We start from the raw sequence: 23203 nt of genomic DNA on the forward strand, positions 1-23203 counted from the left end.
CGGCTCCTGACTACTGACGATTCGGGCAATGCAGGCGGGTCATCTCGCCTTCTCTGCCCCCGGGTGAAACTAGCGTAACGCTGATGCTGACACATCCCGCCTGCGATGTCTGCATTCGGTTGACCTGCCAGTTGGCAGGTGGCGAAATCGCGCGCAGTTGCGTTTGCTGCCAACCATGCCGCCAGAGCTGTTGGTACTGGTTTCTGCTGGCGAGACTGTTCATTAATGTTCGCTGGATACCCGATAACGCAGTGACAATCATCACCATCAGCACCATCGCAACCATTACCTCCGGCAGGCTAAAGCCTTGTTGATTCTTCAGGGAAGCTGACATAACGCCCTCTCTTTCAGCGGACAAAAATCGCTCCAGCCGCGTGGCGAAAAAACAATGTTTCCATCAATGACTTCGCCTGTTCGCCACAACGAAACGCCTTCATAACCGGCAACCAATAAGGCTTCATTATCTGCCAGTAAACGCAAACAAACCCGGGCATCGGTTCCAGCGTACTGCGAGCACTGAACTGCGGGCTGCGTCTGCCAGGAGTGCATTTTCCCCCACGCCAGCGCCGACTGAACGATGGCCTGGCGGCGCAATGACTGACTTTCCATGCTCACGCGAGAGGCAAAACTGCGATCCTGCTGACTCATTCCTTGCAATAGCAAGCTACCCAAAACCAGCAGCATCAGAACCAGAGCCAGTGACGAAACACCTTTTTCGCGGTTCACAGGTTGAATCCTGTCACGCTATAGCTGGCATCCACCACGGTTTGCGGTTCAGACTTACTGGCAGCACGCATATTAACCGTCAACACCGGCGAGAAGCCGCTGACATCCTGACGTACGACCTGAAAAGTGTCGATAATGATGGCATCCGGATTAGTGACTTTATCCCAGCCCTTACCTTCACAGGATGTCGCACCGCGTAGCGTTTCCAGCACATGCTCCTTCAGACGAAATCCAATCTGGTCAGACTCTTTTACCGGTTCGCGATCCCAGATACCGTTACTGTTCGCATCCCACTGCACAATGATACAGTCACCCTGTCCGACAATTTCCAGCCCTTCGCCGGTACAGCTGCCATGACAATAACCCGCCCTCTGGAGATGCTTCGCGACGGTAAATACCCGCAGCCAGATTTCATCTTCCAGCGCCAGCTTACGGGTGCTCGTTAAACTTTCACGCTGTAACGCAGGCAGAAAGCGTGCAGCCCCCAGCAACAATACGCTACTGATCGCCATAGCAATCAACACTTCCAGCAGAGAAAAACCTTGCTCTTTTACAGGCATCCTTCTGTTTCTCCTTGCTGACAAAGCCGGAGTCTTCCCCACGGCGAAACCACCAGCCACCACTCGCCCGTTGAGTTTTTGAAGCGAATATGCCCGGCCCATGCGGTATTGCGCAGGCCAAAGAAAGCAAGCGAAGGTGTCAGGTCGCTCATTTCGACTTCGGGCCAGCGTGGCACAAAGACCAATGGTGAACTGCCATGACAGGTATTGGCCCCAGCAGCGGAACTCACAAGGCACCATAACGTCCCCTCCCTGATAACGCTGATACTGTGGTCGCGGTTATGCCAGTTGGCATCTTCACGTAAATAGAGCAAATAGTCCCGCGCCTGGCTGGCGGTTTGCCATAGCCGTTGCGACTGCTGCCAGTATTGCCAGCCATAGAGTCCACTTGCGCTTAGCATGACCAAAATCAGCATCGCGACCAGCGTTTCAATCAGCGTATAACCACGTTGTGTTTTCATGCCGGCAGTATGGAGCGAGGAGAAAAAAAGACGAGGGCCAGTTTCTATTTCTTCGGCGCATCTTCCGGACTATTTACGCCGTTGCAGGACGTTGCAAAATTTCGGGAAGGCGTCTCGAAGAATTTAACGGAGGGTAAAAAAAACCGACGCACACTGGCGTCGGCTCTGGCAGGATGTTTCGTAATTAGATAGCCACCGGCGCTTTAATGCCCGGATGTGGATCGTAGCCTTCAATCTCAAAGTCTTCGAAACGGTAGTCGAAGATGGATTCGGGTTTACGTTTGATAATCAACTTCGGCAGCGGACGCGGTTCGCGGCTTAATTGCAGATGAGTTTGATCCATATGATTGCTGTACAGGTGCGTGTCGCCTCCCGTCCAGACAAAATCGCCCACTTCCAGATCACACTGCTGCGCCATCATATGCACCAGTAACGCGTAGCTGGCAATGTTAAACGGCAGGCCGAGGAAAACGTCACAGGAGCGCTGATAAAGCTGGCAAGAGAGTTTGCCGTCTGCCACATAGAACTGGAAGAACGCATGGCACGGTGCCAGCGCCATTTTATCCAGTTCGCCTACGTTCCACGCTGAAACAATAATGCGGCGCGAATCCGGGTCGTTTTTCAGCTGGTTCAGTACCGTAGTGATCTGGTCAATATGACGACCATCCGGCGTTGGCCAGGCGCGCCACTGTTTACCATACACTGGACCGAGGTCGCCGTTTTCATCGGCCCATTCGTCCCAGATGGTGACATTGTTTTCGTGTAGATAAGCAATGTTAGTGTCGCCCTGCAGAAACCACAGCAGTTCATGGATGATGGAACGCAGGTGGCAACGTTTAGTTGTCACCAGCGGGAATCCATCCTGCAGGTTAAAACGCATCTGATGACCAAAAATGGAAAGCGTTCCGGTTCCGGTACGGTCGTTTTTCTGTGTGCCTTCGTCGAGCACTTTTTGCATCAGTTCTAAATACTGTTTCATGGTTCCTCAGGAAACGTGTTGCTGTGGGCTGCGACGATATGCCCAGACCATCATGATCACACCCGCGACAATCATCGGGATGGAAAGAATTTGCCCCATGCTGATGTACTGCACCCAGGCACCGGTAAACTGCGCGTCGGGCTGGCGGAAAAACTCAACAATGATGCGAAACGCGCCGTAGCCAATCAGGAACAAGCCAGAGACAGCTCCCATTGGGCGCGGTTTACGAATATACAGGTTGAGGATAATAAACAGCACCACACCTTCCAGCAGCAGCTCGTAAAGCTGTGATGGGTGGCGCGGCAGCACACCGTAAGTGTCGAAAATGGATTGCCACTGCGGGTTGGTTTGCAGCAGCAAAATATCTTCTGTACGGGAGCCTGGGAACAGCATGGCAAACGGGAAGTTCGGGTCAACGCGGCCCCACAATTCACCGTTAATAAAGTTGCCCAGACGCCCGGCACCAAGACCAAACGGAATGAGTGGTGCGATAAAATCAGAAACCTGGAAGAAGGAACGTTTAGTACGGCGGGCAAAGATAATCATCACCACGATAACGCCAATCAGGCCGCCGTGGAAAGACATGCCGCCGTCCCAGACACGGAACAGATACAGCGGATCGGCCATAAACTGCGGGAAATTGTAGAACAGAACATAACCAATACGTCCCCCGAGGAAGACGCCGAGGAAGCCCGCATAGAGTAAGTTTTCAACTTCATTTTTGGTCCAGCCGCTGCCCGGACGATTCGCCCGTCGTGTTGCCAGCCACATTGCAAAAATGAAACCCACCAGATACATCAGGCCGTACCAGTGAAGCGCCACGGGTCCTATTGAGAAAATGACCGGATCAAACTCCGGAAAATGCAGATAGCTACTGGTCATCTGTCACCACAAGTTCTTGTTATTTCGCTGAAAGAGAACAGCGATTGAAATGCGCGCCGCAGGTTTCAGGCGCTCCAAAGGTGCGAATAATAGCACAAGGGGACCTGGCTGGTTGCCGGATACCGTTAAAAGATATGTATATGATCCGCGCTATAACCCTCCGCGAATCAGCCCGCCCATGCCGCGACGCTCCATAAAGGCTGCAACCTGATGGCGAACTTCGGTCGCCAGTTGCGCTTCCAGACTACGCTGCGCAAGATTTTCTGCTTCGGCATAATCAATGCGCCGCAGCAGGTATTTTACCCGCGCTACAGAACGTCCGTTCATAGACAGATGGCGATACCCAAGCCCAATGAGGATTGCCACGCACATGGGATCGCCCGCCATTTCACCGCACAAACGGAGATCGATTCCATGTATTTCCGCTTCCCGGGCGATCATCGCCAGAGCTCGTAACATTGCAGGATGAAGACTGTCATAAATGTTCGCCACCCGGGTATTGTTGCGATCAACGGCCAGAATGTATTGAGTCAGATCGTTGGTGCCAACAGAGATGAAATCGACCCGCTTTGCCAGATGCGGCAGCATAAATACCATTGACGGCACTTCCAGCATGATGCCGATACGTGGTTTGGGAATTTCGTAACCGATCATCTCCTCGACTTCACGTCCGGCACGTTCAATCAGGCGGCGTGCTTCATCAACTTCATCGAGGCTTGTGACCATCGGCAACAGAATATTCAGGTTGCCCGTAGCGGCATTAGCACGCAGCATCGCCCGCACCTGGATCAAGAAGATCTCCGGCTGATCGAGCGTAATGCGAATCCCACGCCAACCCAGGCATGGATTCTCTTCGCTGATCGGCATGTAAGGCAGCTGCTTATCTGCTCCGACATCCAGCGTACGCAAGGTGACGGGTTTATCATTGAACATTTGCAGCATCCCCTGATACTGCGCCACCTGTTCTTCTTCCGACGGGAAACCACTTTGCAGCATGAATGGGATTTCAGTGCGATAAAGACCGATGCCATCAATACGGCTGCCCAGTTTTTCTTCATGTTCCGGGCTTAAACCAGCATTGAGCATGACTTTTATACGCTCACCGCTTTTTAACTGCGCGGGTAAATTGACGTCATCTTCCGCCAGACGGCTAAGCTCAATCTCTTCACTAATTAGCCGCTGATATTCTTGCAGCAGTACCGGCTCCGGATCGACCAGCAATTCACCGCGATAGCCATCAACGATCAGCGTCCTACGATGCAGCACCGAAGGCTGAATATCCGCGCCCATCACGGTAGGGATCCCCAGCGCACGTACCATGATCGCAGCATGGGAGTTGGCTGCGCCATCTCGCACGACAACACCGACTAAGCGATCCTGGGGCAGCTCAGCAAGAGTTGTCGCTGACAGTTCATCTGCCACCAGAATGAAACGTTCCGGCCAGGCGTTCGGCCCTTGATTAGCGTCATCAAGATGAAACAGCAATCGCTGACCCAGCGCACGTAAATCGCCAGCCCGCTCTTTGAGATAGTTATCGCTTAGCGCGGCAAACTGTTCGGCAAATTTTTCAATGACCGTTTTTACCGCCCACTCTGCCACCGAGCCTTTATCAACCTCGGCAAACAATTCGCGACGCAGCCGGGTGTCCGAAAGCAGGTGCGAGTAAAGATCGAAAATAGCCGCCGTTTCTTTTTGTGCACCGGCGGCAAAGCGTTTGCTGTAGCGGCGAAACTCGTTTGCCGCTTCTTCCAGCGCCCCGGTCAGTCGTTCGCGTTCCAGAGCCGGATCCAGCGTTGATGCCTGATACACCTGTTCCATTAAAGGTAACGTGGCATCCTGCCAGCCTTCGGCAATCGCCACACCAGGTGCTGCCGGTAATGCGCGGATTCGCGTCTGGCGATATTGCCCAAACAGGGCAGTCAACTGCGACTGAGAAAGAATAGCTGCCATCTGGGTGGCAAGCGTCACCAGGAAGGATTCTTCACTTTCGTCATACTGGCGCAACTCTCGTTGCTGTACCACCAGTACACCAAGCAACTGGCGACGTTGAATAATTGGTACGCCTAAAAACGCGCGGAAACGTTCTTCTTTTACGGAGGGGATGTATTTGAAGCTGGGGTGCTTTTGCGCATCTGCAAGGTTTATCGGTTCCGCCAGCCTGCCAACCAGGCCGACGATCCCTTCATCAAACGCGAGCGTTACAGTGCGACCGCGTGGTTTTTTCAGCCCCCGGGTCGCCATCAGGTAGTAACAACGTCGATCATGATCGGCCAGGTAGACCGAACAGACCTCGGTATCCATCGCAAGACAGATGTCGGTAACCAGAATATTTAACGCCTCATTCAGGCGTGGTGCGCTGGCTACCTTTTCGACTATTTCGCGCAGGCGAGTGAGCATAATTGGCGTGACTTAACCTCTTTTACGTCGATAAGCAGATGCGTTTTGTGGTTTTGGCGTATTTTCCTGCAGTGACATCACCACACTCGCGAACTCTTTCATTACCCTACGGTAGACATCACGTTTAAATGACACCACCTGTCTGACCGGATACCAGTAACTTACCCATCGCCAGCCGTCAAACTCTGGTGTACTGCTGGTTTGCATATTGATTTCTGCATCGCCGCTCACCAGCTGCAAGAGAAACCATTTTTGTTTTTGGCCGATACAAACCGGCTTCGTGTCCCAACGCACCAAACGTTTCGGTAATTTGTAGCGCAACCAGTTACGCGTTGAAGCAAGGATTCGAACGTCTTTGCGGCTTAATCCTACTTCTTCAAACAATTCACGGTACATCGCCTGCTCTGCGGATTCTCCGGGGTTGATTCCGCCTTGCGGAAATTGCCAGGAGTGCTGACCAAATCGCCGGGCCCACATTACCTGCCCCTGGCGATTACAAATCACGATACCTACGTTTGGGCGGTAGCCATCGTCATCAATCACCGGACTACCTCAAAATAAAGCTTTATATACGAATGATTGTTTCATACTCCAGGAAGACGGTAAACCACTCTCTGCAGGGCATTACACACTAATAACAATTGAATAACTCACAGTTATGTGCAGAGTTATAAACAGAGGAAGGGGTGGATAGCCGTTTTTATTCACCTTTTCTGTGGATAGAGTTGTGAAGAACTACGGAATTACTACGGGAAAACCCGGAGCATTCTGAATAAGCCCGATATAGACATTTTAAAATATTCATTATTAGTCAATGCATTACATGTAATTTGAGTAATGAAAAAGAGTAATTCGTGACCCAGGTCACACCTCTCATTTACGGGTTGACGAAAGATCAACCAATGCCGTATTTATCCACAGAATGTGCCACTAAGTTAAGCACTGAACCACTAAAAACTGGAGTTTCATCGCACGTCAAGGCTGTAAATGGAAACAGTAGTGGAGGTTTTTCACAGTTATCCCAGCTTTCTGTGGATAACATGGTGTAAGATCCTGTTTATTTTCAGTGACCAGATTTGGAAAACCTATTGCAGTGTTGCGCAACTCGATTACCGGCAGCCTAAAAAGCAATATAAATCAGGGAATTGAACAACACATGTGGAAAAAGTTACACTGCGAATATTCGGCACATAATTGCTGTTTGTTTTTTAATCAAGGTATCATGACATGTCCCAACCTCGCCCACTGCTCTCTCCTCCCGAAACTGAAGAACAGTTGTTAGCGCAAGCACAGCAACTTTCTGGTTATACATTGGGAGAACTGGCGGCACTTGCCGGGCTTGTTACGCCAGAGAATTTAAAACGCGATAAGGGCTGGATTGGCGTGTTACTGGAGATCTGGCTAGGTGCCAGCGCAGGGAGTAAACCTGAGCAAGATTTTGCCGCTCTGGGCGTGGAACTTAAAACTATCCCTGTGGATAGTCTTGGTCGTCCGCTGGAAACAACATTCGTTTGTGTTGCCCCGTTAACGGGTAATAGCGGGGTGACCTGGGAAACCAGCCATGTGCGCCACAAGCTCAAACGCGTACTGTGGATACCGGTTGAAGGCGAGCGCAGCATCCCGCTGGCGCAGCGTCGCGTAGGATCACCGTTGCTGTGGAGCCCGAATGAAGAGGAAGACCGACAGCTACGCGAAGACTGGGAAGAATTAATGGATATGATTGTTCTCGGTCAGGTTGAGCGGATCACCGCTCGTCACGGGGAATATTTACAGATAAGACCGAAAGCAGCGAATGCGAAAGCGCTTACCGAAGCCATTGGTGCCCGGGGCGAACGGATTCTGACGCTGCCACGCGGCTTTTATTTGAAGAAGAATTTCACCAGTGCACTACTGGCCCGTCATTTTCTGATCCAGTAGCCATCGCTTTGACCTGCCGCTTTCCGGGCATATAATTACCGCTTCATTTTTTTGGCAGGGCTTTTTAGATGTTATTTGCATGGATAACCGATCCTAACGCCTGGCTTGCGCTCGGTACGCTGACGCTGCTGGAGATCGTTCTTGGGATCGACAATATTATTTTCCTTTCTCTGGTGGTGGCAAAGCTTCCCACAGCACAACGTGCTCATGCGCGCCGTCTGGGGTTGGCGGGAGCCATGGTTATGCGTCTGGCGCTGCTGGCATCAATCGCCTGGGTTACGCGCCTGACAAATCCGCTTTTTACAATATTCAGTCAGGAAATTTCTGCCCGTGATTTGATTCTGCTTCTGGGTGGCTTGTTCCTTATCTGGAAAGCCAGCAAGGAAATCCACGAATCCATTGAAGGTGAAGAAGAAGGGCTGAAAACACGCGTTTCATCATTCCTCGGCGCTATCGTGCAGATTATGCTGCTGGATATTATCTTTAGCCTCGACTCGGTGATTACGGCTGTGGGTCTGTCAGATCACCTGTTTATTATGATGGCAGCCGTGGTGATTGCCGTAGGCGTGATGATGTTCGCCGCGCGCTCGATTGGTGATTTTGTCGAACGCCATCCTTCGGTAAAAATGCTGGCGCTCTCTTTCCTGATTCTGGTGGGCTTTACCCTGATTCTGGAAAGTTTCGACATCCACGTACCGAAAGGTTACATCTACTTCGCGATGTTCTTCTCTATTGCGGTTGAAAGCCTCAACTTGATTCGCAACAAAAAGAATCCGCTCTGATACTCCGTACGCTCTCCTGCGGGAGGGCGTACTCACTCCTTTTACCCTCACAGTTTAAGATTTTCCTGCTTTCAAGATATATAACGTCGGTTTATAAACAGACTATTATCATAGGTAGGCCAAATGAGGATAACCGGATGAAAAAATGGGCAGTAATAATTTCTGCAGTCGGACTGGCGTTTGCTGTTTCCGGGTGTTCCAGTGATTACGTCATGGCGACCAAAGATGGCCGTATGATTTTGACCGATGGAAAACCTGAAATTGATGATGATACCGGGCTGGTGAGTTATCACGATCAGCAAGGTAACGCGATGCAAATTAACCGTGATGATGTTTCGCAAATTATTGAACGTTAACAAATAAGGTCAGCATCCGGCTGGCCTTAAGATTTTTCTCTTTCCCTTTTCCCTTCCCTCTGCCATTTTTATATTCCTTATGTCGTGATTATAAAAAGGAAACGGCTATGCAATATCACCGTATACCCCACAGTTCGCTGGAAGTCAGCACGCTGGGGCTTGGCACGATGACGTTTGGTGAACAGAACAGCGAAGCCGACGCCCACGCACAACTCGACTATGCCGTCGCTCAGGGCATTAACCTTATCGACGTTGCCGAAATGTACCCAGTACCTCCGCGCCCCGAAACGCAAGGGTTAACCGAAACCTACGTCGGCAACTGGCTGGCGAAACATGGCAGCCGCGAAAAGTTAATTATCGCCTCCAAAGTGAGCGGACCGTCGCGCAATAATGACAAGGGCATCCGCCCGGATCAGGCGCTGGATCGGAAGAATATCCGCGAAGCGCTGCATGACAGCCTCAAGCGCCTACAGACTGATTACCTCGATCTTTATCAGGTGCACTGGCCGCAGCGCCCGACCAACTGCTTCGGCAAACTCGGTTATAGCTGGACGGATTCTGCGCCTGCGGTTTCGCTGCTGGATACGCTGGACGCACTGGCAGAGTACCAACGCGCGGGAAAAATTCGTTATATCGGCGTGTCGAACGAAACTGCATTTGGCGTAATGCGCTACCTGCATCTGGCGGACAAACACGATCTGCCGCGTATTGTCACCATTCAGAACCCTTACAGTCTGTTAAACCGCAGTTTTGAAGTAGGTCTGGCAGAAGTCAGCCAGTATGAAGGGGTCGAACTACTGGCCTATTCGTGCCTGGGTTTCGGCACGCTGACCGGGAAATATCTCAATGGTGCAAAACCCGCTGGCGCACGTAATACGCTCTTTAGTCGGTTCACCCGCTATAGCGGTGAGCAAACGCAAAAAGCCGTCGCGGCGTATGTTGATATCGCCAGACGTCATGGCCTGGACCCTGCTCAGATGGCGCTCGCGTTTGTACGCCGTCAACCGTTTGTTGCCAGCACTCTGCTGGGCGCAACCACGATGGATCAGCTGAAAACTAACATCGAAAGTTTGCATCTGGAGTTAAGCGAAGACGTATTAGCTGAAATTGAAGCGGTGCATCAGGTTTATACTTATCCGGCACCATAAGATTAACGCCGGTTAAAACCGGCGTTAAATATTAATGACGGCGCTGCCAGATCCACAGCGCCGTTATTGCCAGCGCAAACAGCGCACCGAAGCCAATGCCAATGGGCACGACCGGGATGCCTATCATTACCGCCAGCGAGTAAATGCCCAGCATCAACAACATGGCGCTGTTTTCGCCAAGGTTTTGTACTGCAATCGCATTCCCCGCCCCGACGCTTTTTTTACCCCGCTCCTGTAGCAACGCATTGAGCGGAACGACAAAAAAGCCCCCCATCACGCCAATCAGCATCAACAAGGCATAGGCTGGCAGCAGCTCGTGTTGCAGGGAAAAAATCAGTACCACCACGCCAATCAAAATCCCGGCTGGCATACAGCGTGACACGGTTTCCAGCGTAACTAACTTCGCTGCCGCACCTGCGCCAACCACGATACCAATCGCTACCATCGCGTTGAGATAGGTGGGCGTAGCGTTATCGGTAATGCCCAGCGCCACCGGTACCCACAGCACCAACAGGAAACGCAGCGTGACACCCGCTCCCCAGAATAAACTGGTGCCCACCAGCGAAAAACGCGTTTCACCATTGCGCCATAGCGAGGTGCAGGCATTCAGGAAACTGCGGGTCATGTTGATGAGATTCCAGGACTGCCCCGGACGCGCCGCCGCCAGTTTGGGAATGTAGATATTGGCAACGACCGCACCACCGTAGGCCAGTGCGCATGCGGCCAGGGCGACGAGGACATGCCAGTCAGCCAGCACACCACCGGCTACGGAACCGAGCAAAATCGCCGCTATGGTAGAAGCTTCCATTAAACCGTTAGCTTTCACTAACTTACTACCCGTGGTTAATTCGCCGAGAATACCGTATTTCGCCGGTGAATAGGCTGCAGCACCAACACCCACCAGCGTATAGCCGAGAAACGGATTGATACCAAAGCAGATACTGGCTGCGCCCAGCAGCTTCAGGCCGTTGGCAAACATCATCACCCGGCCTTTGGCGAAGCTATCCGCCACCTGCCCGACAAACGGCGCAAAAAGAATGTAAGCACCTACAAACACCATTTGCAGGATGGGCTGGCTCCACTCCGGATAGAACTGCGCTTTCAGTAACGCCAGAGTGGCAAACAGTAGGGCATTATCGCCAAACGCAGAGAGAAACTGCGCCACGATAACCGCTTTCATCCCCTTCGACCACAACGAAGTGTTAGTGTGCACTGACTCACTCATCGTGTTGTTCCGCTTCGTCTACCCAGCTTTTCAACGTGACAAAGTCAGGTTTGCCGCTGCCAAGTAATGGCATCTGTTTCAGATAGCGAATATCGCGCGGTACAGCAAGCTCCGGCACGCCGTGCTCGCGGGCATACTGTTGCAACTTATCGCGCGTCAGTTCGTTATCTGTGGTGAAAAGCACCAGTGCCTCGCCTTTGCTGGCATCGCTCTTAATCGCAGTGGCATGGACTTTATCTGGCGAAACACCAAGTGCCAGTTGTTCCACCATTTCCAGCGACACCATTTCGCCTGCAATTTTGGCAAAGCGTTTTGCGCGGCCCTGAATCTGCACAAAGCCCTGCTCGTCAAAACGCACAATATCGCCAGTGTCATACCAGCCGCGCTCCATTTCGCCGCGAACATTCTCGGCGGTGGGCACTTCCAGTACACCTGGCTTCTCCACCCGCAGATAGCCGTTCATTATGTTCGGCCCTTTCAGTTGCAGGCGTCCGCCCTCTTCGATACCAGGGACCGACAACAGGCGCGCATCCATTCCTGGTAGAATACGCCCTACCGTACCGGGTTTCGCCGCCATCGGTACGTTGATAGAAACGACAGGCGCGCACTCGGTTACACCATAGCCTTCAAGGATGCGCAGGCCAAATTTATCCTGCCAAAGCTGTTTGGTACTTTCTTGTAGTTTTTCTGCGCCTGCCACCACATAGCGTAGACGATAGAAGTCATACGGGTTGGCGAAACGCGCGTAGTGACCGAGGAAAGTCGAGGTACCGAACAACACGGTGCAACTGCGGTCATACACCAACTCCGGCACAATGCGGTAATGCAGCGGGCTTGGATAAAGGAACACTTCTGCACCTGTAAGCAGTGGCGTAAACAGGCCTACCGTCAGCCCAAAGGAGTGAAACAGCGGTAATGCCGACATAAAGCGATCGTTGGTGGTGAAGTCGGCAATCGTTTTAATCTGCTCGACGTTCGCCAGAATGCTTTTATGGCTATGGACGACGCCTTTTGGATGGCCTTCAGAACCGGAGGTAAAGAGGATCAGCGCCTCTTCTTCCGGCTGCTGTTTTACCTGCGCCAGGCGCGGCATCAGCAAATGAGCGAAGATCCATACTTTGTCGGCAGTGGTGACATCTGCTTTTAAATCTTCCAGATAGACCCAGCGCACCTGAGTAAGTTGCTCCGGCAGATGCCAGAGTTTGCCTTTATCGAGAAACTGGCGGGAAGTGAAGATGGTTTTGATTTCAGCCGCCGTAATAGCACTGGTCAGCCCTTTTACCCCAGCAGTGTAGTTCATCATTGCGGGAATGCGGCGACGCGCGATGGCCCCAAAAATCACTGCCGCACTGATGCCTGCATTGGGCAGCATTAAGCCGATGCGTTCGCCTTCAACACTGTATTTTTCAAGGATGCGTCCAACAAACAGCGTTTTCGTAAGCAATTTGCGATAGGAGTCTGGGGTAAAGTTGACGTCTTCGACACATTTCTTCCCGGCTCCGAAGCGGTACATTGCACTCAGTAAAGATTCGTACAGAGTTTCACGCGGGCGCACCGCCATACGCGCTTCCATCATTATTTGATGCAGCATTTCACCAGCGATTTTGCGACGGTCACGGGCACGCGGCGCATCCGGCATCGCCACCTGCGTTGGTGGCAAAATATGCAGAGTAATTTGCGGGAACAAGCGACGTTTAACCAGACCTTTCAGGCGGCTGAAGTGCGTAAGTTCCGCCCCTTCAATACGCACAGGAATAACCGTTGCACCAGACTTCGCCGCGACAAAACCCGCGCCATCGTAGATTTTCATCAGCGAGCCTGTAGTGGTGATGCGTCCTTCAGGGAAAATCACCACTGGTCGGCCCTGTTCCACCAGACGTACCAGATGTTTAATAGCCATAGGTTGCGTCGGGTCGAGAGGAACAAAGTCGATAAATGATTTCAGCCAACGCATATACCACTGTTGGCTTATTGAGGTGTAAACGGCAAACACTGGACGCACAGGTAAAAACAGTCCAAGCAAAATGCCATCAATAAAAGAGACGTGATTAGGCGTAATTAGAACGCGCTCGCCCTTCAGTGCCTGGGTGTCACCCGTAACGCGAACGCGATACAAAACACGGCACAAATTTCGAAAAAAGCTAAAAAGCATTCCAACTCCCTTTGCTCTGATTCAGTAAAAGCGAATGGAGGGAGATTACACGAGATAAAGAACGCGAGCGACAGTAAATTAGGTGCGAAAAAAAACCTGCGCATCCGCGCAGGTTGGTGCAAGAGACAGGGTACGAAGAGCGTACCGAATAATCTCACCAATCAATACCTCTGGGATCTTGATTGTGGTCTGCACGACGACTCTTCGCCAGCGAGAAAACGCAAAGGAATGAAGGGAAATGCAACGAGGTGTGTAAATTGTCGGTTACTGTTACAGATTGATGACCGGCCAAAAAAAACCTGCGCATCTGCGCAGGCTGGTGTAATTCATGTGCTCAACCCGAAGTTGACTTCACCTATCAATACCTCTGGGATCACCACTTTAGCAACCTGAAGCCAAACGCCACCAGCGGTCAATCGCAACAGCATTTCGCAAAGTGTAACCAAAGGTTTGCAATCTCTTTTTTTGTCTTACTTATTTGCGTTTGGCTCACATTCCCACGATGAAAACACGCCACCCCTTGAACCAACGGGCGTTTTCCGTAACACTGAAAGAATGTAAGCGTTTACCCACTAAGGTATTTTCATGGCGACCATAAAGGATGTAGCCCGACTGGCAGGCGTTTCAGTCGCCACCGTTTCCCGCGTCATTAATAATTCACCTAAAGCCAGCGAAGCTTCCCGGCTGGCTGTGCATAGTGCAATGGAGTCTCTTAGCTATCACCCGAACGCCAACGCCCGTGCGCTGGCGCAGCAGACCACTGAAACGGTCGGTCTGATCGTTGGTGATGTTTCCGATCCGTTTTTCGGTGCAATGGTGAAAGCGGTCGAACAGGTGGCTTATCACACCGGTAATTTCTTATTGATTGGCAACGGTTACCACAACGAACAAAAAGAGCGTCAGGCTATTGAGCAACTGATCCGCCATCGCTGTGCTGCGTTGGTCGTCCATGCCAAAATGATCCCGGATGCCGATTTAGCCTCATTAATGAAACAAATGCCCGGTATGGTGCTGATCAACCGTATCCTGCCTGGCTTTGAAAACCGTTGTATTGCTCTTGACGATCGTTACGGTGCCTGGCTGGCAACGCGTCATTTAATTCAGCAAGGTCATACCCGCATTGGTTATCTGTGCTCTAACCACTCTATTTCTGACGCCGAAGATCGTCTGCAAGGGTATTACGATGCCCTTGCTGAAAGTGGTATTGCGGCCAATGACCGGCTGGTGACATTTGGCGAACCAGACGAAAGCGGCGGCGAACAGGCAATGACCGAGCTTTTGGGACGAGGAAGAAATTTCACTGCGGTAGCCTGTTATAACGATTCAATGGCGGCGGGTGCGATGGGCGTTCTCAATGATAATGGTATTGATGTACCGGGTGAGATTTCGTTAATTGGCTTTGATGATGTGCTGGTGTCACGCTATGTGCGCCCGCGCCTGACCACCGTGCGTTACCCAATCGTGACGATGGCGACCCAGGCTGCCGAACTGGCTTTGGCGCTGGCGGATAATCGCCCTCTCCCGGAAATTACTAATGTCTTTAGTCCGACGCTGGTACGTCGCCATTCAGTGTCAACTCCGTCGCTGGAGGCAAGTCATCATGCAACCAGCGACTAACCGCAGTTAAAGCAATTCCAGCGCCAGTAATTCTTCGATGGTCTGGCGACGGCGAATCAACCGCGCCTGACCATTATCAAACAGAACTTCTGGTAACAGCGGACGGCTGTTGTAGTTGGATGACATTGATGCGCCATATGCCCCTGTATCATGCAGTACCAGATAATCACCCGCCTTCACTTCCGGCAAGGCGCGGGTTTCAACATTTCCCCCTTCCTGCTGGGTAAAGACATCGCCCGATTCACATAATGGCCCGGCGACGACGGTTTCCACCGTTGGCGCGTGTTCCAGAGAACGACCATCAGCTGCCAGGGCACTGATATGGTGGTAACTACCGTACATTGCCGGGCGCATCAGATCGTTGAACCCAGCATCAACCAGCACAAAGTGGCGGCTACCCATTTGTTTGACGCTCCGCACCTGAGTAATTAATACGCCAGACTGCGCTACCAGGAAGCGACCCGGTTCAATTTCCAGTTTCACAGGGTGGCCCAAATGGCGGGCGATTTGCTCACGCGCGGCATTCCACAGACCATAATAATGTTCGGTATCAACCGCCTCTTCACCCTGTTGATAAGGAACAGAAAGCCCACCGCCCGCAGAAATAGCCTGTAAATCCTGACCGAATTCGATGACCTGACGCACCATAGCACCACACACCTGTTCCAGATGGGCATAATCAACGCCAGAACCAATGTGCATGTGAATGCCGACCAGCTGCAGATGATGACGTTGTATCACGTCCAGTGCGGCGGGCAGATCGGTGTACCAGATACCGTGCTTGCTGTTTTCGCCACCGGTATTGGTTTTTTGGCTATGTCCGTGACCAAACCCCGGATTAACGCGCAGCCATACCCGATGCCCTGGCGAAACCTGGCCCAGTTGGTCGAGCATATCAACAGAACCCGCATTCACCGGAATTTGCAATTCACTGACGCGTTCAAGCGTCGCCTGATCGATAACATCTGCCGTAAAAACAATATCATCGGGGTGCGTTTGCGGATTGTAACCCGCCGCCAACGCACGCTCTATTTCGCCTAACGAGACGGAATCCACTTTCACGCCCTGCTCACGCATTAAGCGCAAAATATGAATATTGGAACAGGCTTTCTGTGCAAAGCGCACCACATCAAACTGTTTCAGCGCTGCAATCTGCCGACGAATAATTTGCGCATCGTAGACCCACACCGGGCAGCCAAATTCAGCGGGCAAACGCAGCAGATTTTCGGCGGTGAGATCGGTATCGGTGCTGAACAGTGAATGTGGCATAACAAACTCCAGATAAGTGCTTTTTTATGATTACGCCACATCATAAAAAGAATAAAAAATATCGATTTATGTCGAGTCTATGCAAAAATGATATGGATTACCGGATTGCGAGAGAGCGCTAATGGCCGCCGTTAACTTACGTCATATTGAAATTTTTCATGCGGTAATGACCGCCGGAAGCCTGACTGAGGCAGCACACCTGCTACACACCTCACAGCCAACCGTCAGCCGCGAACTGGCGCGCTTTGAGAAGGTGATCGGGCTAAAATTGTTTGAGCGCGTACGTGGACGATTACATCCTACCGTGCAAGGACTGCGTCTGTTTGAAGAAGTGCAACGATCCTGGTACGGACTGGATCGCATTGTCAGCGCCGCAGAAAGTCTGCGCGAGTTTCGCCAGGGAGAACTGTCTATTGCCTGCCTGCCGGTCTTTTCGCAATCTTTTTTACCGCAGCTCCTGCAACCCTTTCTGGCACGTTATCCCGATGTCAGCTTAAATATCGTGCCCCAGGAATCACCGCTACTTGAAGAGTGGCTCTCGGCCCAGCGTCATGATTTAGGACTCACTGAGACACTCCATACGCCTGCGGGAACAGAACGTACCGAATTACTCTCTTTAGATGAAGTGTGTGTGTTACCTCCGGGTCATCCGCTGGCGGTAAAAAAGGTATTAACGCCGGATGATTTTCAGGGTGAGAACTACATCAGCCTTTCCCGTACTGACAGCTATCGCCAGTTGCTGGATCAGCTATTTACTGAACATCAGGTTAAACGACGCATGATCGTAGAAACCCACAGCGCCGCGTCAGTCTGCGCAATGGTACGGGCGGGGGTAGGTGTTTCGGTGGTTAACCCGCTCACCGCACTGGATTATGCGGCAAGCGGTTTAGTGGTGCGGCGGTTCAGTATTGCGGTTCCGTTCACCGTCAGCCTGATCCGCCCCCTGCACCGCCCGTCATCAGCGCTGGTGCAGGCGTTTAGTGAGCATTTACAAGCGGGGTTACCGAAACTGGTCACTTCTCTTGACGCTATTTTGTCGTCAGCTACGACAGCATAAAAGCGACAGCATCCTCGGCATGGATCGCCGCAGTATCAAACACAGGCAAAACACTGCGCTCTTCTGGCACCAGTAAACCAATTTCTGTGCAGCCAAAAATGACGCCCTGTGCGCCCTGTTCTGCAAGGCGAGCAATCACTTGCGCATAATAAGCGCGTGACGCTTCGGTAAATTGCCCCAGACACAGTTCTTCAAAAATAATCTGATTAATTTTCGCCCGTTCATCCGCTTCAGGAATAAGACAATTGATGGAAAATTGTTCCGTCAGCCGCCCGCGATAAAAATCCTGTTCCATGGTGTAACGCGTACCCAGCAGCGCCACACGAGTCATTCCGGCCCCGGTAATTGCACGTCCGGTGGCATCCGCAATGTGTAAGAAAGGCAGAGTGCAACGTGACTCAATGGCATCCGCCACTTTATGCATCGTATTGGTACATAACACAATACCTTCTGCGCCCGCCCGCTGTAAGCCAAGCGCCGCCTCAGCCAGAATGTCCCCGGTTTTATCCCATTCCCCGCGACGCTGGCACTCTTCTATTTCATGAAAATCGACGCTATGTAGCAGCACTTGCGCAGAGTGAAGCCCACCAAGCCGCTGTTTAATGCCTTCATTTATCAGACGATAGTAAGGAATGGTGGATTCCCAGCTCATTCCTCCCAGCAAACCAATTGTTTTCATTCCTCTCTCCTGATGTGTGTTACCGCAACAAGGCTGAATAAGGAACGAGACAAACGCCTCAACGGCCAGGTGCCCGATCTCTATTAACGAAAAAAGGGCCGGATGTACAGCACATCCGGCCCGTGAAATCAGACGCCGATATTTCTCAACTTCTCGCCTGCCATCAGTTTGCGTTCGATATGTTCCAGCGTGACATTTTTGGTTTCCGGAATGAGCCAGAAAGTGATGCCCACAAACGCAATGTTCAGCGCAGTGTAGAGCCAGAACGTACCGGCAGCGCCAATGCTATCAAGCAGTGTCAGGAAGGTCGCGCCGATAATCATATTCGACACCCAGTTTGTCGTCGTCGAACAGGTAATACCGAAATCGCGGCATTTCAGCGGCTGAATTTCAGAGCACAGGATCCACACCACTGGCGCGGCGCTCATCGCATAACCGGCAATACACATCATCGTCATGCCAACAGAGAGCCAGGACAAGCCACTGGAAGCCGTACCGTTATCAAACTGCATCAGGCAATAGCCCAGCACCAGAGTGCCTAACGCCATCACGCTGAAACCAATTTTCAGAGCCGGTTTACGACCTGCTTTATCTACCGTAAAGACCGCAATGAAGGTCGCGAACATAAAGGTCAGTCCCACGACCAGAGTCGCAATCATCTGTTGTTCTGTGGTCGTAAAGCCCGCCATTTTGAAGATACGCGGCGCATAGTACATGATGATGTTCATACCGGTAAACTGCTGCATCGCCTGCAACAACATACCGAGAAACACAGCACGACGGACGTTACGGTTGATCTTAAACAGTGCCCAACCGCCTTGTTTTAACTTCAGGCTTTCACGAATTTCGTTGAGTTCTTCTCGCGCTTTTTCCGACGTATCGCGCAGCATACGCAACACTTCTTCCGCCTCAATATGACGCCCCTTTTCCGCCAGCCAGCGCGGGCTATTTGGCAGGAAGACCACCAGAATAATCAGCAGGACTGCTGGTAAAGCAAGAACCCCCAACATTGCGCGCCAGTTACCGCTATAACTGAACGCTGTATCGGATAAAAACGCCAGCACGATGCCGAGTGTGACCATCAACTGGTACATACTGATCATCTTACCGCGAACGTTTTCACTTGCCATTTCAGAAAGATACAGAGGAGCGGTGTAAGACGCGATCCCGACAGCAATGCCCAGCACCACACGAGCGGCGATTAACATCTCTACGCTGGTCGCAAAAGCGGACCCTATAGAACCGAGTACAAACAGGATGGCCCCCGCCATCAGGCTGTATTTACGCCCCAGGCGGAACGACAGCCAACCATTAAACAGCGCACCGATTGCTGCGCCGAGCATCATGCTACTAACCACCCATTCCTGCAAACGACTGGTCAGCACAAAGTGATCGGTAATGAACGGCAACGCTCCGGCGATTACGCCGATATCAAGACCAAATAACAATCCTGCGACCGCAGCAGCTACCGAAACAAACATATTCATACGCCGCGTATCCCGCAAAGAACGTGGCGTTAAAGCAGATTCCGTATTGATAGTAACCATTTTTTCCTGCCAGCAGAGAGTAAGACATAGTGAAAAAATACGTGAACAATTCACACAGGTGTCAGGTCGGAAACAGCATAAATATGGATTAAATTGCTGCGGCATGTCGTTATGTGATGGATATTCCAATTTTCAAATTAAGTTGAATTATTGAGATTATTATTAACCACCTAATTTTACAGCAGATAAAATTCATAAAGTTCATTAATTGATAATTGATATGGATTATTTCATAACCATGATATGGATTATGATGATCTACAGGTATAAAAAACCCTGCCATGCGGCAGGGTCATAAAAGTAAGAAGAATGAATTAACGCGCCAGCCAACCGCCATCCACGGCAATGGTATAACCATTCACATAATCTGAAGCGCTGGAGGCAAGGAACACTATCGGCCCCATCAGGTCACTCGGCAGTCCCCAACGACCAGCTGGAATGCGGTCGAGAATTTCCGCGCTACGTTGTTCATCTGCCCGTAGTTGTTGAGTATTGTTGGTCGCCATGTAACCCGGAGCTATCGCATTAACATTAATGTTGTGTTTAGCCCATTCGTTCGCCATCAATCGCGTCACACCCATCACGCCGCTTTTTGATGCGGTATAAGAAGGCACACGGATCCCGCCCTGGAAGGAGAGCATTGACGCGATATTGATAATCTTGCCGCCATTGCCTTGCGCGATAAAGTGTTTCGCCGCTGCCTGAGACATGAAGAATACGCTCTTGATATTCAGGTTCATGACATCGTCCCAGTCCTTTTCGCTGAACTCGAGAGCATCTTCGCGGCGAATCAATCCGGCGTTATTCACCAGGATATCAATATGACCAAACTCCGCTACCGCGCGATCCAGCAGTGCTGGAATACCATCAATCTTTCGCAGATCGGCGGTCAGGCTTAAAAAACGACGCCCCAGCGCCGTGACCTGCTTGATGGTTTCAGTAGGTTCAACGATGTTAATGCCAACAATGTCACAGCCCGCTTGCGCCAGCCCCAACGCCATCCCCTGGCCCAGCCCAGTATCACAGCCAGTGACGACCGCAACTTTACCTTCGAGAGAAAATGCACTTAAAATCATAACAATACCTTATTCGTTTATGCCCACAACTAGCGCAAATCTTTAACGGCCACATGGTCCATATCATCAAAGACCTGGTTTTCACCGACCATGCCCCAGATAAAGGTATAAGCTTTGGTTCCGACGCCGGAATGAATCGACCAGCTCGGGGAGATCACCGCCTGCTCGTTATGCATCACAATATGACGCGTTTCTTGCGGCTGCCCCATCATGTGGAAAACGCAGGCGTCATCATCCATATTGAAATAGAAATAAACTTCCATCCGGCGCTCGTGAGTGTGACACGGCATGGTGTTCCACAAGTTACCTGGAGCCAGCTCCGTCAGCCCCATACTCAATTGGCAGGTTTCCAGCACATCCGGGACAAAATATTTGTTAATTGTGCGACGGTTACTGGTGAGGTTATCGCCTAACGTGACTGGAGATACTTCGTCCGGTGTGACTTTTTTGGTGGGATACGTCGTATGCGCGGGTGCGCAATTGTAATAAAACTTTGCCGGAGTGGCGGTATCAATACTGGCAAAGACAACTTCTTTTGCACCTTTACCCACATACAGGGCGTCGCGGTGACCGATTTCATAGCATTGGCCATCGACAGTAATCGTACCGGCACCGCCAATATTGATAACACCTAACTCGCGACGTTCAAGGAAATAGCTTACGCCGAGTTGTTTACCAACTTCCCCGCCAACGGAAACCGTTTTAGTTATCGGCATAATGCCGCCAACAATAATTCGGTCAATGTGGCTGTAAACCATGGTGTACTCATCGGCGACAAATACCTCTTCAACCAAAAATTCATTGCGCAGCCCTTGGGTATCCAGCGTTTTTGCGTGCGCACTGTGGATGCTCTGTCTTACGTCCACATCAACCTCCGATAATCAGTGAAGCGTGAAAATAGAAAACGATAGTGAAACACTGTTTCGTTTTCTCTATAAAGGGATGATATGCACATGGGCTAGGGTTTTCAATTAAAAATAAAACAATGTTTCATTTTTAAGTTAAGGATTAAAAAAAGTGCAGTGTCGATCACGAATATGTCATGAGAATGGAAAAATGAGGGAGCCCAGAAAATGTATGTCGACTTGCCAGCCATCATTATTCAACAGATTAATGACGGCAGATATTTATCGGTAAGGAGGAAATGCAGAGCTACTCGTCACGTTCAATGGTCAATGCCACGCCCTGGCCCCCGCCGATACAAAGCGTTGCCAGCCCTTTGCGGGCATTACGTTTCACCATTTCATGAACCAGAGAAACCAGGATTCGGCAACCGGAAGCGCCTATCGGGTGACCGAGTGCGATCGCGCCACCATTGACATTGACCCGACGCTCATCCCACTCAAGCATCTTGCCAACCGAAAGCGCCTGTGCAGCAAACGCTTCATTAGCCTCGATAAGATCGACATCAGCCAACTGCCAGCCTACACGCTCCAGGCAACGGCGGGTCGCATACACCGGCGCAATTCCCATCAATGCCGGATCTACACCAACGCTGGCAAATGCGCGGATGCGGGCCAGCACGGGTAAATTCAACGCTCGTGCTTTGGCTTCGCTCATCATCATTACCGCAGCTGCGCCATCGTTTATGGATGATGCATTCCCCGCGGTCACAGAACCGAGACTATCAAATGAAGGATTTAAACGGGCTAAACCTTCTGCACTGGCGTCAGTGCGTGGCTGTTCATCGGTATCAACAACCAACGTCTGACCGTTACTTTGGATCATTACCGGGACGATCTCATCTTTAAATCGTCCGGCGTCAATCGCCGCTCGCGCTTTTTGTTGCGAGCTAAGTGCGTAAGCATCCTGCAACTGACGGCTGATGCCATATTCGCGAGCCAGATTTTCGGCGGTGACACCAATATGATAATCATTGAAGGCATCCCACAACCCATCATGCACCAGACTGTCAACCAACTGGCTATTGCCAAGCTGTGCACCGGTGCGGCTATCAGTCAGAACATGTGGTGCGCGGCTCATGTTTTCCTGGCCACCGGCGATGACAATATCAGCCTCGCCACACTGTATCGCCTGAGTAGCCAGATGCAGTGCTTTAAGCCCAGAACCGCAAACGTCATTAATAGTGATTGCAGAAACGCTATTAGGAAGACCACCTTTAATAGCCGATTGCCTTGCCGGATTCTGCCCTGCCCCTGCAGTCAACACCTGACCAAGAATTACTTCATCCACCGCATATGCAGGAACGCCGGTACGTTCTATTAACGCTTTCACGACCAGACTACCAAGTTCCACGGCGGAATGACCCGCTAACGCACCGCGAAAGCAGCCGATAGGTGTCCGTAACGCCCCGACAATCACAACGTCTTTCATCACAACCTCGCACCAATTAACAGTGCAATAGTAAATGAT

The 23203-nt window shown here is 51.3% G+C and carries 23 protein-coding genes; 6 read left to right on the forward strand and 17 right to left on the reverse strand.

Going from position 1 to position 23203, the window contains the following annotated elements:
- Window positions 1–10: 10 nt before the first annotated feature.
- The 9 genes from E0D98_RS06380 to ygdT all read right to left on the reverse strand — a co-directional run bounded on the left by E0D98_RS06380 (window position 11) and on the right by ygdT (window position 7047).
- Window positions 11–334 (reverse strand): prepilin-type N-terminal cleavage/methylation domain-containing protein, encoded by a 324-nt coding sequence (locus E0D98_RS06380; RefSeq protein ID WP_001276478.1) that lies wholly within the window; start codon window positions 332–334, stop codon window positions 11–13.
- The gene (locus tag E0D98_RS06385; protein ID WP_001078393.1) at window positions 319–726 is read right to left on the reverse strand and encodes a DUF2509 family protein; all 408 of its coding nucleotides are present in this window, start codon (window positions 724–726) and stop codon (window positions 319–321) included. Before E0D98_RS06385 ends, E0D98_RS06380 begins: the two co-directional genes overlap by 16 nt.
- The gene (locus E0D98_RS06390) at window positions 723–1286 is read right to left on the reverse strand and encodes a prepilin peptidase-dependent protein (RefSeq protein WP_001144322.1); all 564 of its coding nucleotides are present in this window, start codon (window positions 1284–1286) and stop codon (window positions 723–725) included. The genes E0D98_RS06385 and E0D98_RS06390 overlap by 4 nt, the downstream gene beginning before the upstream one ends.
- Entirely contained in the window at window positions 1277–1747 is a 471-nt protein-coding gene (locus E0D98_RS06395; protein ID WP_000857051.1) for a prepilin peptidase-dependent protein, read from the reverse strand. Before E0D98_RS06395 ends, E0D98_RS06390 begins: the two co-directional genes overlap by 10 nt.
- A gap of 184 nt (window positions 1748–1931) precedes the next feature.
- Window positions 1932–2726: a thymidylate synthase gene (thyA, locus tag E0D98_RS06405; protein WP_000816232.1), complete on the reverse strand. Its 795-nt coding sequence runs from the start codon at window positions 2724–2726 to the stop codon at window positions 1932–1934.
- 6 nt (window positions 2727–2732) lie between these two features.
- Window positions 2733–3608 (reverse strand): prolipoprotein diacylglyceryl transferase, encoded by an 876-nt coding sequence (lgt, locus tag E0D98_RS06410; protein ID WP_000204658.1) that lies wholly within the window; start codon window positions 3606–3608, stop codon window positions 2733–2735.
- A gap of 150 nt (window positions 3609–3758) precedes the next feature.
- Window positions 3759–6005, reverse strand: coding sequence for a phosphoenolpyruvate--protein phosphotransferase (gene ptsP, locus E0D98_RS06415; RefSeq protein WP_000957914.1), 2247 nt, complete (start codon window positions 6003–6005; stop codon window positions 3759–3761).
- A gap of 12 nt (window positions 6006–6017) precedes the next feature.
- Window positions 6018–6548, reverse strand: coding sequence for an RNA pyrophosphohydrolase (gene rppH / locus E0D98_RS06420; protein WP_000564489.1), 531 nt, complete (start codon window positions 6546–6548; stop codon window positions 6018–6020).
- Between the two features lie 352 nt (window positions 6549–6900).
- Entirely contained in the window at window positions 6901–7047 is a 147-nt protein-coding gene (ygdT, locus tag E0D98_RS28405) for a protein YgdT (RefSeq protein ID WP_000953278.1), read from the reverse strand.
- A 185-nt stretch (window positions 7048–7232) separates the two neighbouring features.
- Between ygdT and mutH the strand changes: the two genes are divergently transcribed.
- The 4 genes from mutH to E0D98_RS06445 all read left to right on the forward strand — a co-directional run bounded on the left by mutH (window position 7233) and on the right by E0D98_RS06445 (window position 10208).
- Window positions 7233–7922: a DNA mismatch repair endonuclease MutH gene (gene mutH / locus E0D98_RS06430; protein WP_000082188.1), complete on the forward strand. Its 690-nt coding sequence runs from the start codon at window positions 7233–7235 to the stop codon at window positions 7920–7922.
- 68 nt (window positions 7923–7990) lie between these two features.
- Window positions 7991–8704, forward strand: a complete 714-nt coding sequence (locus tag E0D98_RS06435) for a TerC family protein (protein WP_000895624.1) — start codon at window positions 7991–7993, stop codon at window positions 8702–8704.
- Between the two features lie 137 nt (window positions 8705–8841).
- Complete coding sequence (ygdR, locus tag E0D98_RS06440; protein WP_000758655.1) at window positions 8842–9060, forward strand: lipoprotein YgdR; 219 nt, start codon at window positions 8842–8844, stop codon at window positions 9058–9060.
- Between the two features lie 107 nt (window positions 9061–9167).
- Window positions 9168–10208 carry an NADP(H)-dependent aldo-keto reductase gene (locus tag E0D98_RS06445; RefSeq protein WP_001199295.1) on the forward strand — a complete coding sequence of 347 codons (1041 nt, stop codon included), beginning with the start codon at window positions 9168–9170 and terminating at the stop codon, window positions 10206–10208.
- A gap of 31 nt (window positions 10209–10239) precedes the next feature.
- On the opposite strand, the gene lplT is transcribed toward E0D98_RS06445, so the two are convergent.
- Entirely contained in the window at window positions 10240–11433 is a 1194-nt protein-coding gene (lplT, locus tag E0D98_RS06450) for a lysophospholipid transporter LplT (protein WP_000004616.1), read from the reverse strand.
- Window positions 11426–13585, reverse strand: coding sequence for a bifunctional acyl-ACP--phospholipid O-acyltransferase/long-chain-fatty-acid--ACP ligase (aas, locus tag E0D98_RS06455; RefSeq protein WP_000899049.1), 2160 nt, complete (start codon window positions 13583–13585; stop codon window positions 11426–11428). Before aas ends, lplT begins: the two co-directional genes overlap by 8 nt.
- A gap of 585 nt (window positions 13586–14170) precedes the next feature.
- Between aas and galR the strand changes: the two genes are divergently transcribed.
- Window positions 14171–15202, forward strand: coding sequence for an HTH-type transcriptional regulator GalR (gene galR / locus E0D98_RS06460; RefSeq protein WP_000201048.1), 1032 nt, complete (start codon window positions 14171–14173; stop codon window positions 15200–15202).
- 6 nt (window positions 15203–15208) lie between these two features.
- On the opposite strand, the gene lysA is transcribed toward galR, so the two are convergent.
- Entirely contained in the window at window positions 15209–16471 is a 1263-nt protein-coding gene (lysA, locus tag E0D98_RS06465; RefSeq protein WP_001120711.1) for a diaminopimelate decarboxylase, read from the reverse strand.
- A 121-nt stretch (window positions 16472–16592) separates the two neighbouring features.
- On the opposite strand from lysA, the gene lysR reads away from it, so the two are divergent.
- Window positions 16593–17528: a DNA-binding transcriptional regulator LysR gene (lysR, locus tag E0D98_RS06470; protein ID WP_000741827.1), complete on the forward strand. Its 936-nt coding sequence runs from the start codon at window positions 16593–16595 to the stop codon at window positions 17526–17528.
- On the opposite strand, the gene ygeA is transcribed toward lysR, so the two are convergent.
- The 5 genes from ygeA to E0D98_RS06495 all read right to left on the reverse strand — a co-directional run bounded on the left by ygeA (window position 17515) and on the right by E0D98_RS06495 (window position 23164).
- A complete protein-coding gene (gene ygeA / locus E0D98_RS06475) occupies window positions 17515–18207 on the reverse strand; it encodes an amino acid racemase (RefSeq protein ID WP_000848664.1) in 693 nt (230 codons plus the stop codon). The two genes, lysR and ygeA, sit on opposite strands and share 14 nt — an antisense overlap.
- 128 nt (window positions 18208–18335) lie before the next feature.
- Window positions 18336–19754, reverse strand: a complete 1419-nt coding sequence (gene araE, locus E0D98_RS06480; protein WP_000256438.1) for an arabinose-proton symporter AraE — start codon at window positions 19752–19754, stop codon at window positions 18336–18338.
- A 314-nt stretch (window positions 19755–20068) separates the two neighbouring features.
- On the reverse strand, window positions 20069–20830 hold the full coding sequence (kduD, locus tag E0D98_RS06485; protein WP_000603517.1) for a 2-dehydro-3-deoxy-D-gluconate 5-dehydrogenase KduD: 762 nt from the start codon (window positions 20828–20830) through the stop codon (window positions 20069–20071).
- 29 nt (window positions 20831–20859) lie between these two features.
- The gene (kduI, locus tag E0D98_RS06490) at window positions 20860–21696 is read right to left on the reverse strand and encodes a 5-dehydro-4-deoxy-D-glucuronate isomerase (RefSeq protein WP_000383224.1); all 837 of its coding nucleotides are present in this window, start codon (window positions 21694–21696) and stop codon (window positions 20860–20862) included.
- 286 nt (window positions 21697–21982) lie between these two features.
- Entirely contained in the window at window positions 21983–23164 is a 1182-nt protein-coding gene (locus E0D98_RS06495) for an acetyl-CoA C-acetyltransferase (RefSeq protein ID WP_000656022.1), read from the reverse strand.
- Between the last annotated feature and the right edge of the window lie 39 nt (window positions 23165–23203).

It is taken from the genome of Escherichia sp. KCJ4928, assembly GCF_004352695.1.
Classification (GTDB): domain Bacteria; phylum Pseudomonadota; class Gammaproteobacteria; order Enterobacterales; family Enterobacteriaceae; genus ECMA0423.

Coding starts and splice junctions, on each gene's coding strand:
- ygdT (WP_000953278.1), bottom strand. CDS start 7,047: ATGTTATCCACAGAAAGCTGGGATAACTGTGAAAAACCTCCACTACTG.
- ygdR (WP_000758655.1), top strand. CDS start 8,842: ATGAAAAAATGGGCAGTAATAATTTCTGCAGTCGGACTGGCGTTTGCT.
- ygeA (WP_000848664.1), bottom strand. CDS start 18,207: ATGAAAACAATTGGTTTGCTGGGAGGAATGAGCTGGGAATCCACCATT.
- galR (WP_000201048.1), top strand. CDS start 14,171: ATGGCGACCATAAAGGATGTAGCCCGACTGGCAGGCGTTTCAGTCGCC.
- E0D98_RS06380 (WP_001276478.1), bottom strand. CDS start 334: ATGTCAGCTTCCCTGAAGAATCAACAAGGCTTTAGCCTGCCGGAGGTA.
- E0D98_RS06495 (WP_000656022.1), bottom strand. CDS start 23,164: ATGAAAGACGTTGTGATTGTCGGGGCGTTACGGACACCTATCGGCTGC.
- mutH (WP_000082188.1), top strand. CDS start 7,233: ATGTCCCAACCTCGCCCACTGCTCTCTCCTCCCGAAACTGAAGAACAG.
- ptsP (WP_000957914.1), bottom strand. CDS start 6,005: ATGCTCACTCGCCTGCGCGAAATAGTCGAAAAGGTAGCCAGCGCACCA.
- E0D98_RS06395 (WP_000857051.1), bottom strand. CDS start 1,747: ATGAAAACACAACGTGGTTATACGCTGATTGAAACGCTGGTCGCGATG.
- lgt (WP_000204658.1), bottom strand. CDS start 3,608: ATGACCAGTAGCTATCTGCATTTTCCGGAGTTTGATCCGGTCATTTTC.
- lysR (WP_000741827.1), top strand. CDS start 16,593: ATGGCCGCCGTTAACTTACGTCATATTGAAATTTTTCATGCGGTAATG.
- lplT (WP_000004616.1), bottom strand. CDS start 11,433: ATGAGTGAGTCAGTGCACACTAACACTTCGTTGTGGTCGAAGGGGATG.
- lysA (WP_001120711.1), bottom strand. CDS start 16,471: ATGCCACATTCACTGTTCAGCACCGATACCGATCTCACCGCCGAAAAT.
- aas (WP_000899049.1), bottom strand. CDS start 13,585: ATGCTTTTTAGCTTTTTTCGAAATTTGTGCCGTGTTTTGTATCGCGTT.
- thyA (WP_000816232.1), bottom strand. CDS start 2,726: ATGAAACAGTATTTAGAACTGATGCAAAAAGTGCTCGACGAAGGCACA.
- araE (WP_000256438.1), bottom strand. CDS start 19,754: ATGGTTACTATCAATACGGAATCTGCTTTAACGCCACGTTCTTTGCGG.
- E0D98_RS06390 (WP_001144322.1), bottom strand. CDS start 1,286: ATGCCTGTAAAAGAGCAAGGTTTTTCTCTGCTGGAAGTGTTGATTGCT.
- E0D98_RS06435 (WP_000895624.1), top strand. CDS start 7,991: ATGTTATTTGCATGGATAACCGATCCTAACGCCTGGCTTGCGCTCGGT.
- E0D98_RS06445 (WP_001199295.1), top strand. CDS start 9,168: ATGCAATATCACCGTATACCCCACAGTTCGCTGGAAGTCAGCACGCTG.
- kduD (WP_000603517.1), bottom strand. CDS start 20,830: ATGATTTTAAGTGCATTTTCTCTCGAAGGTAAAGTTGCGGTCGTCACT.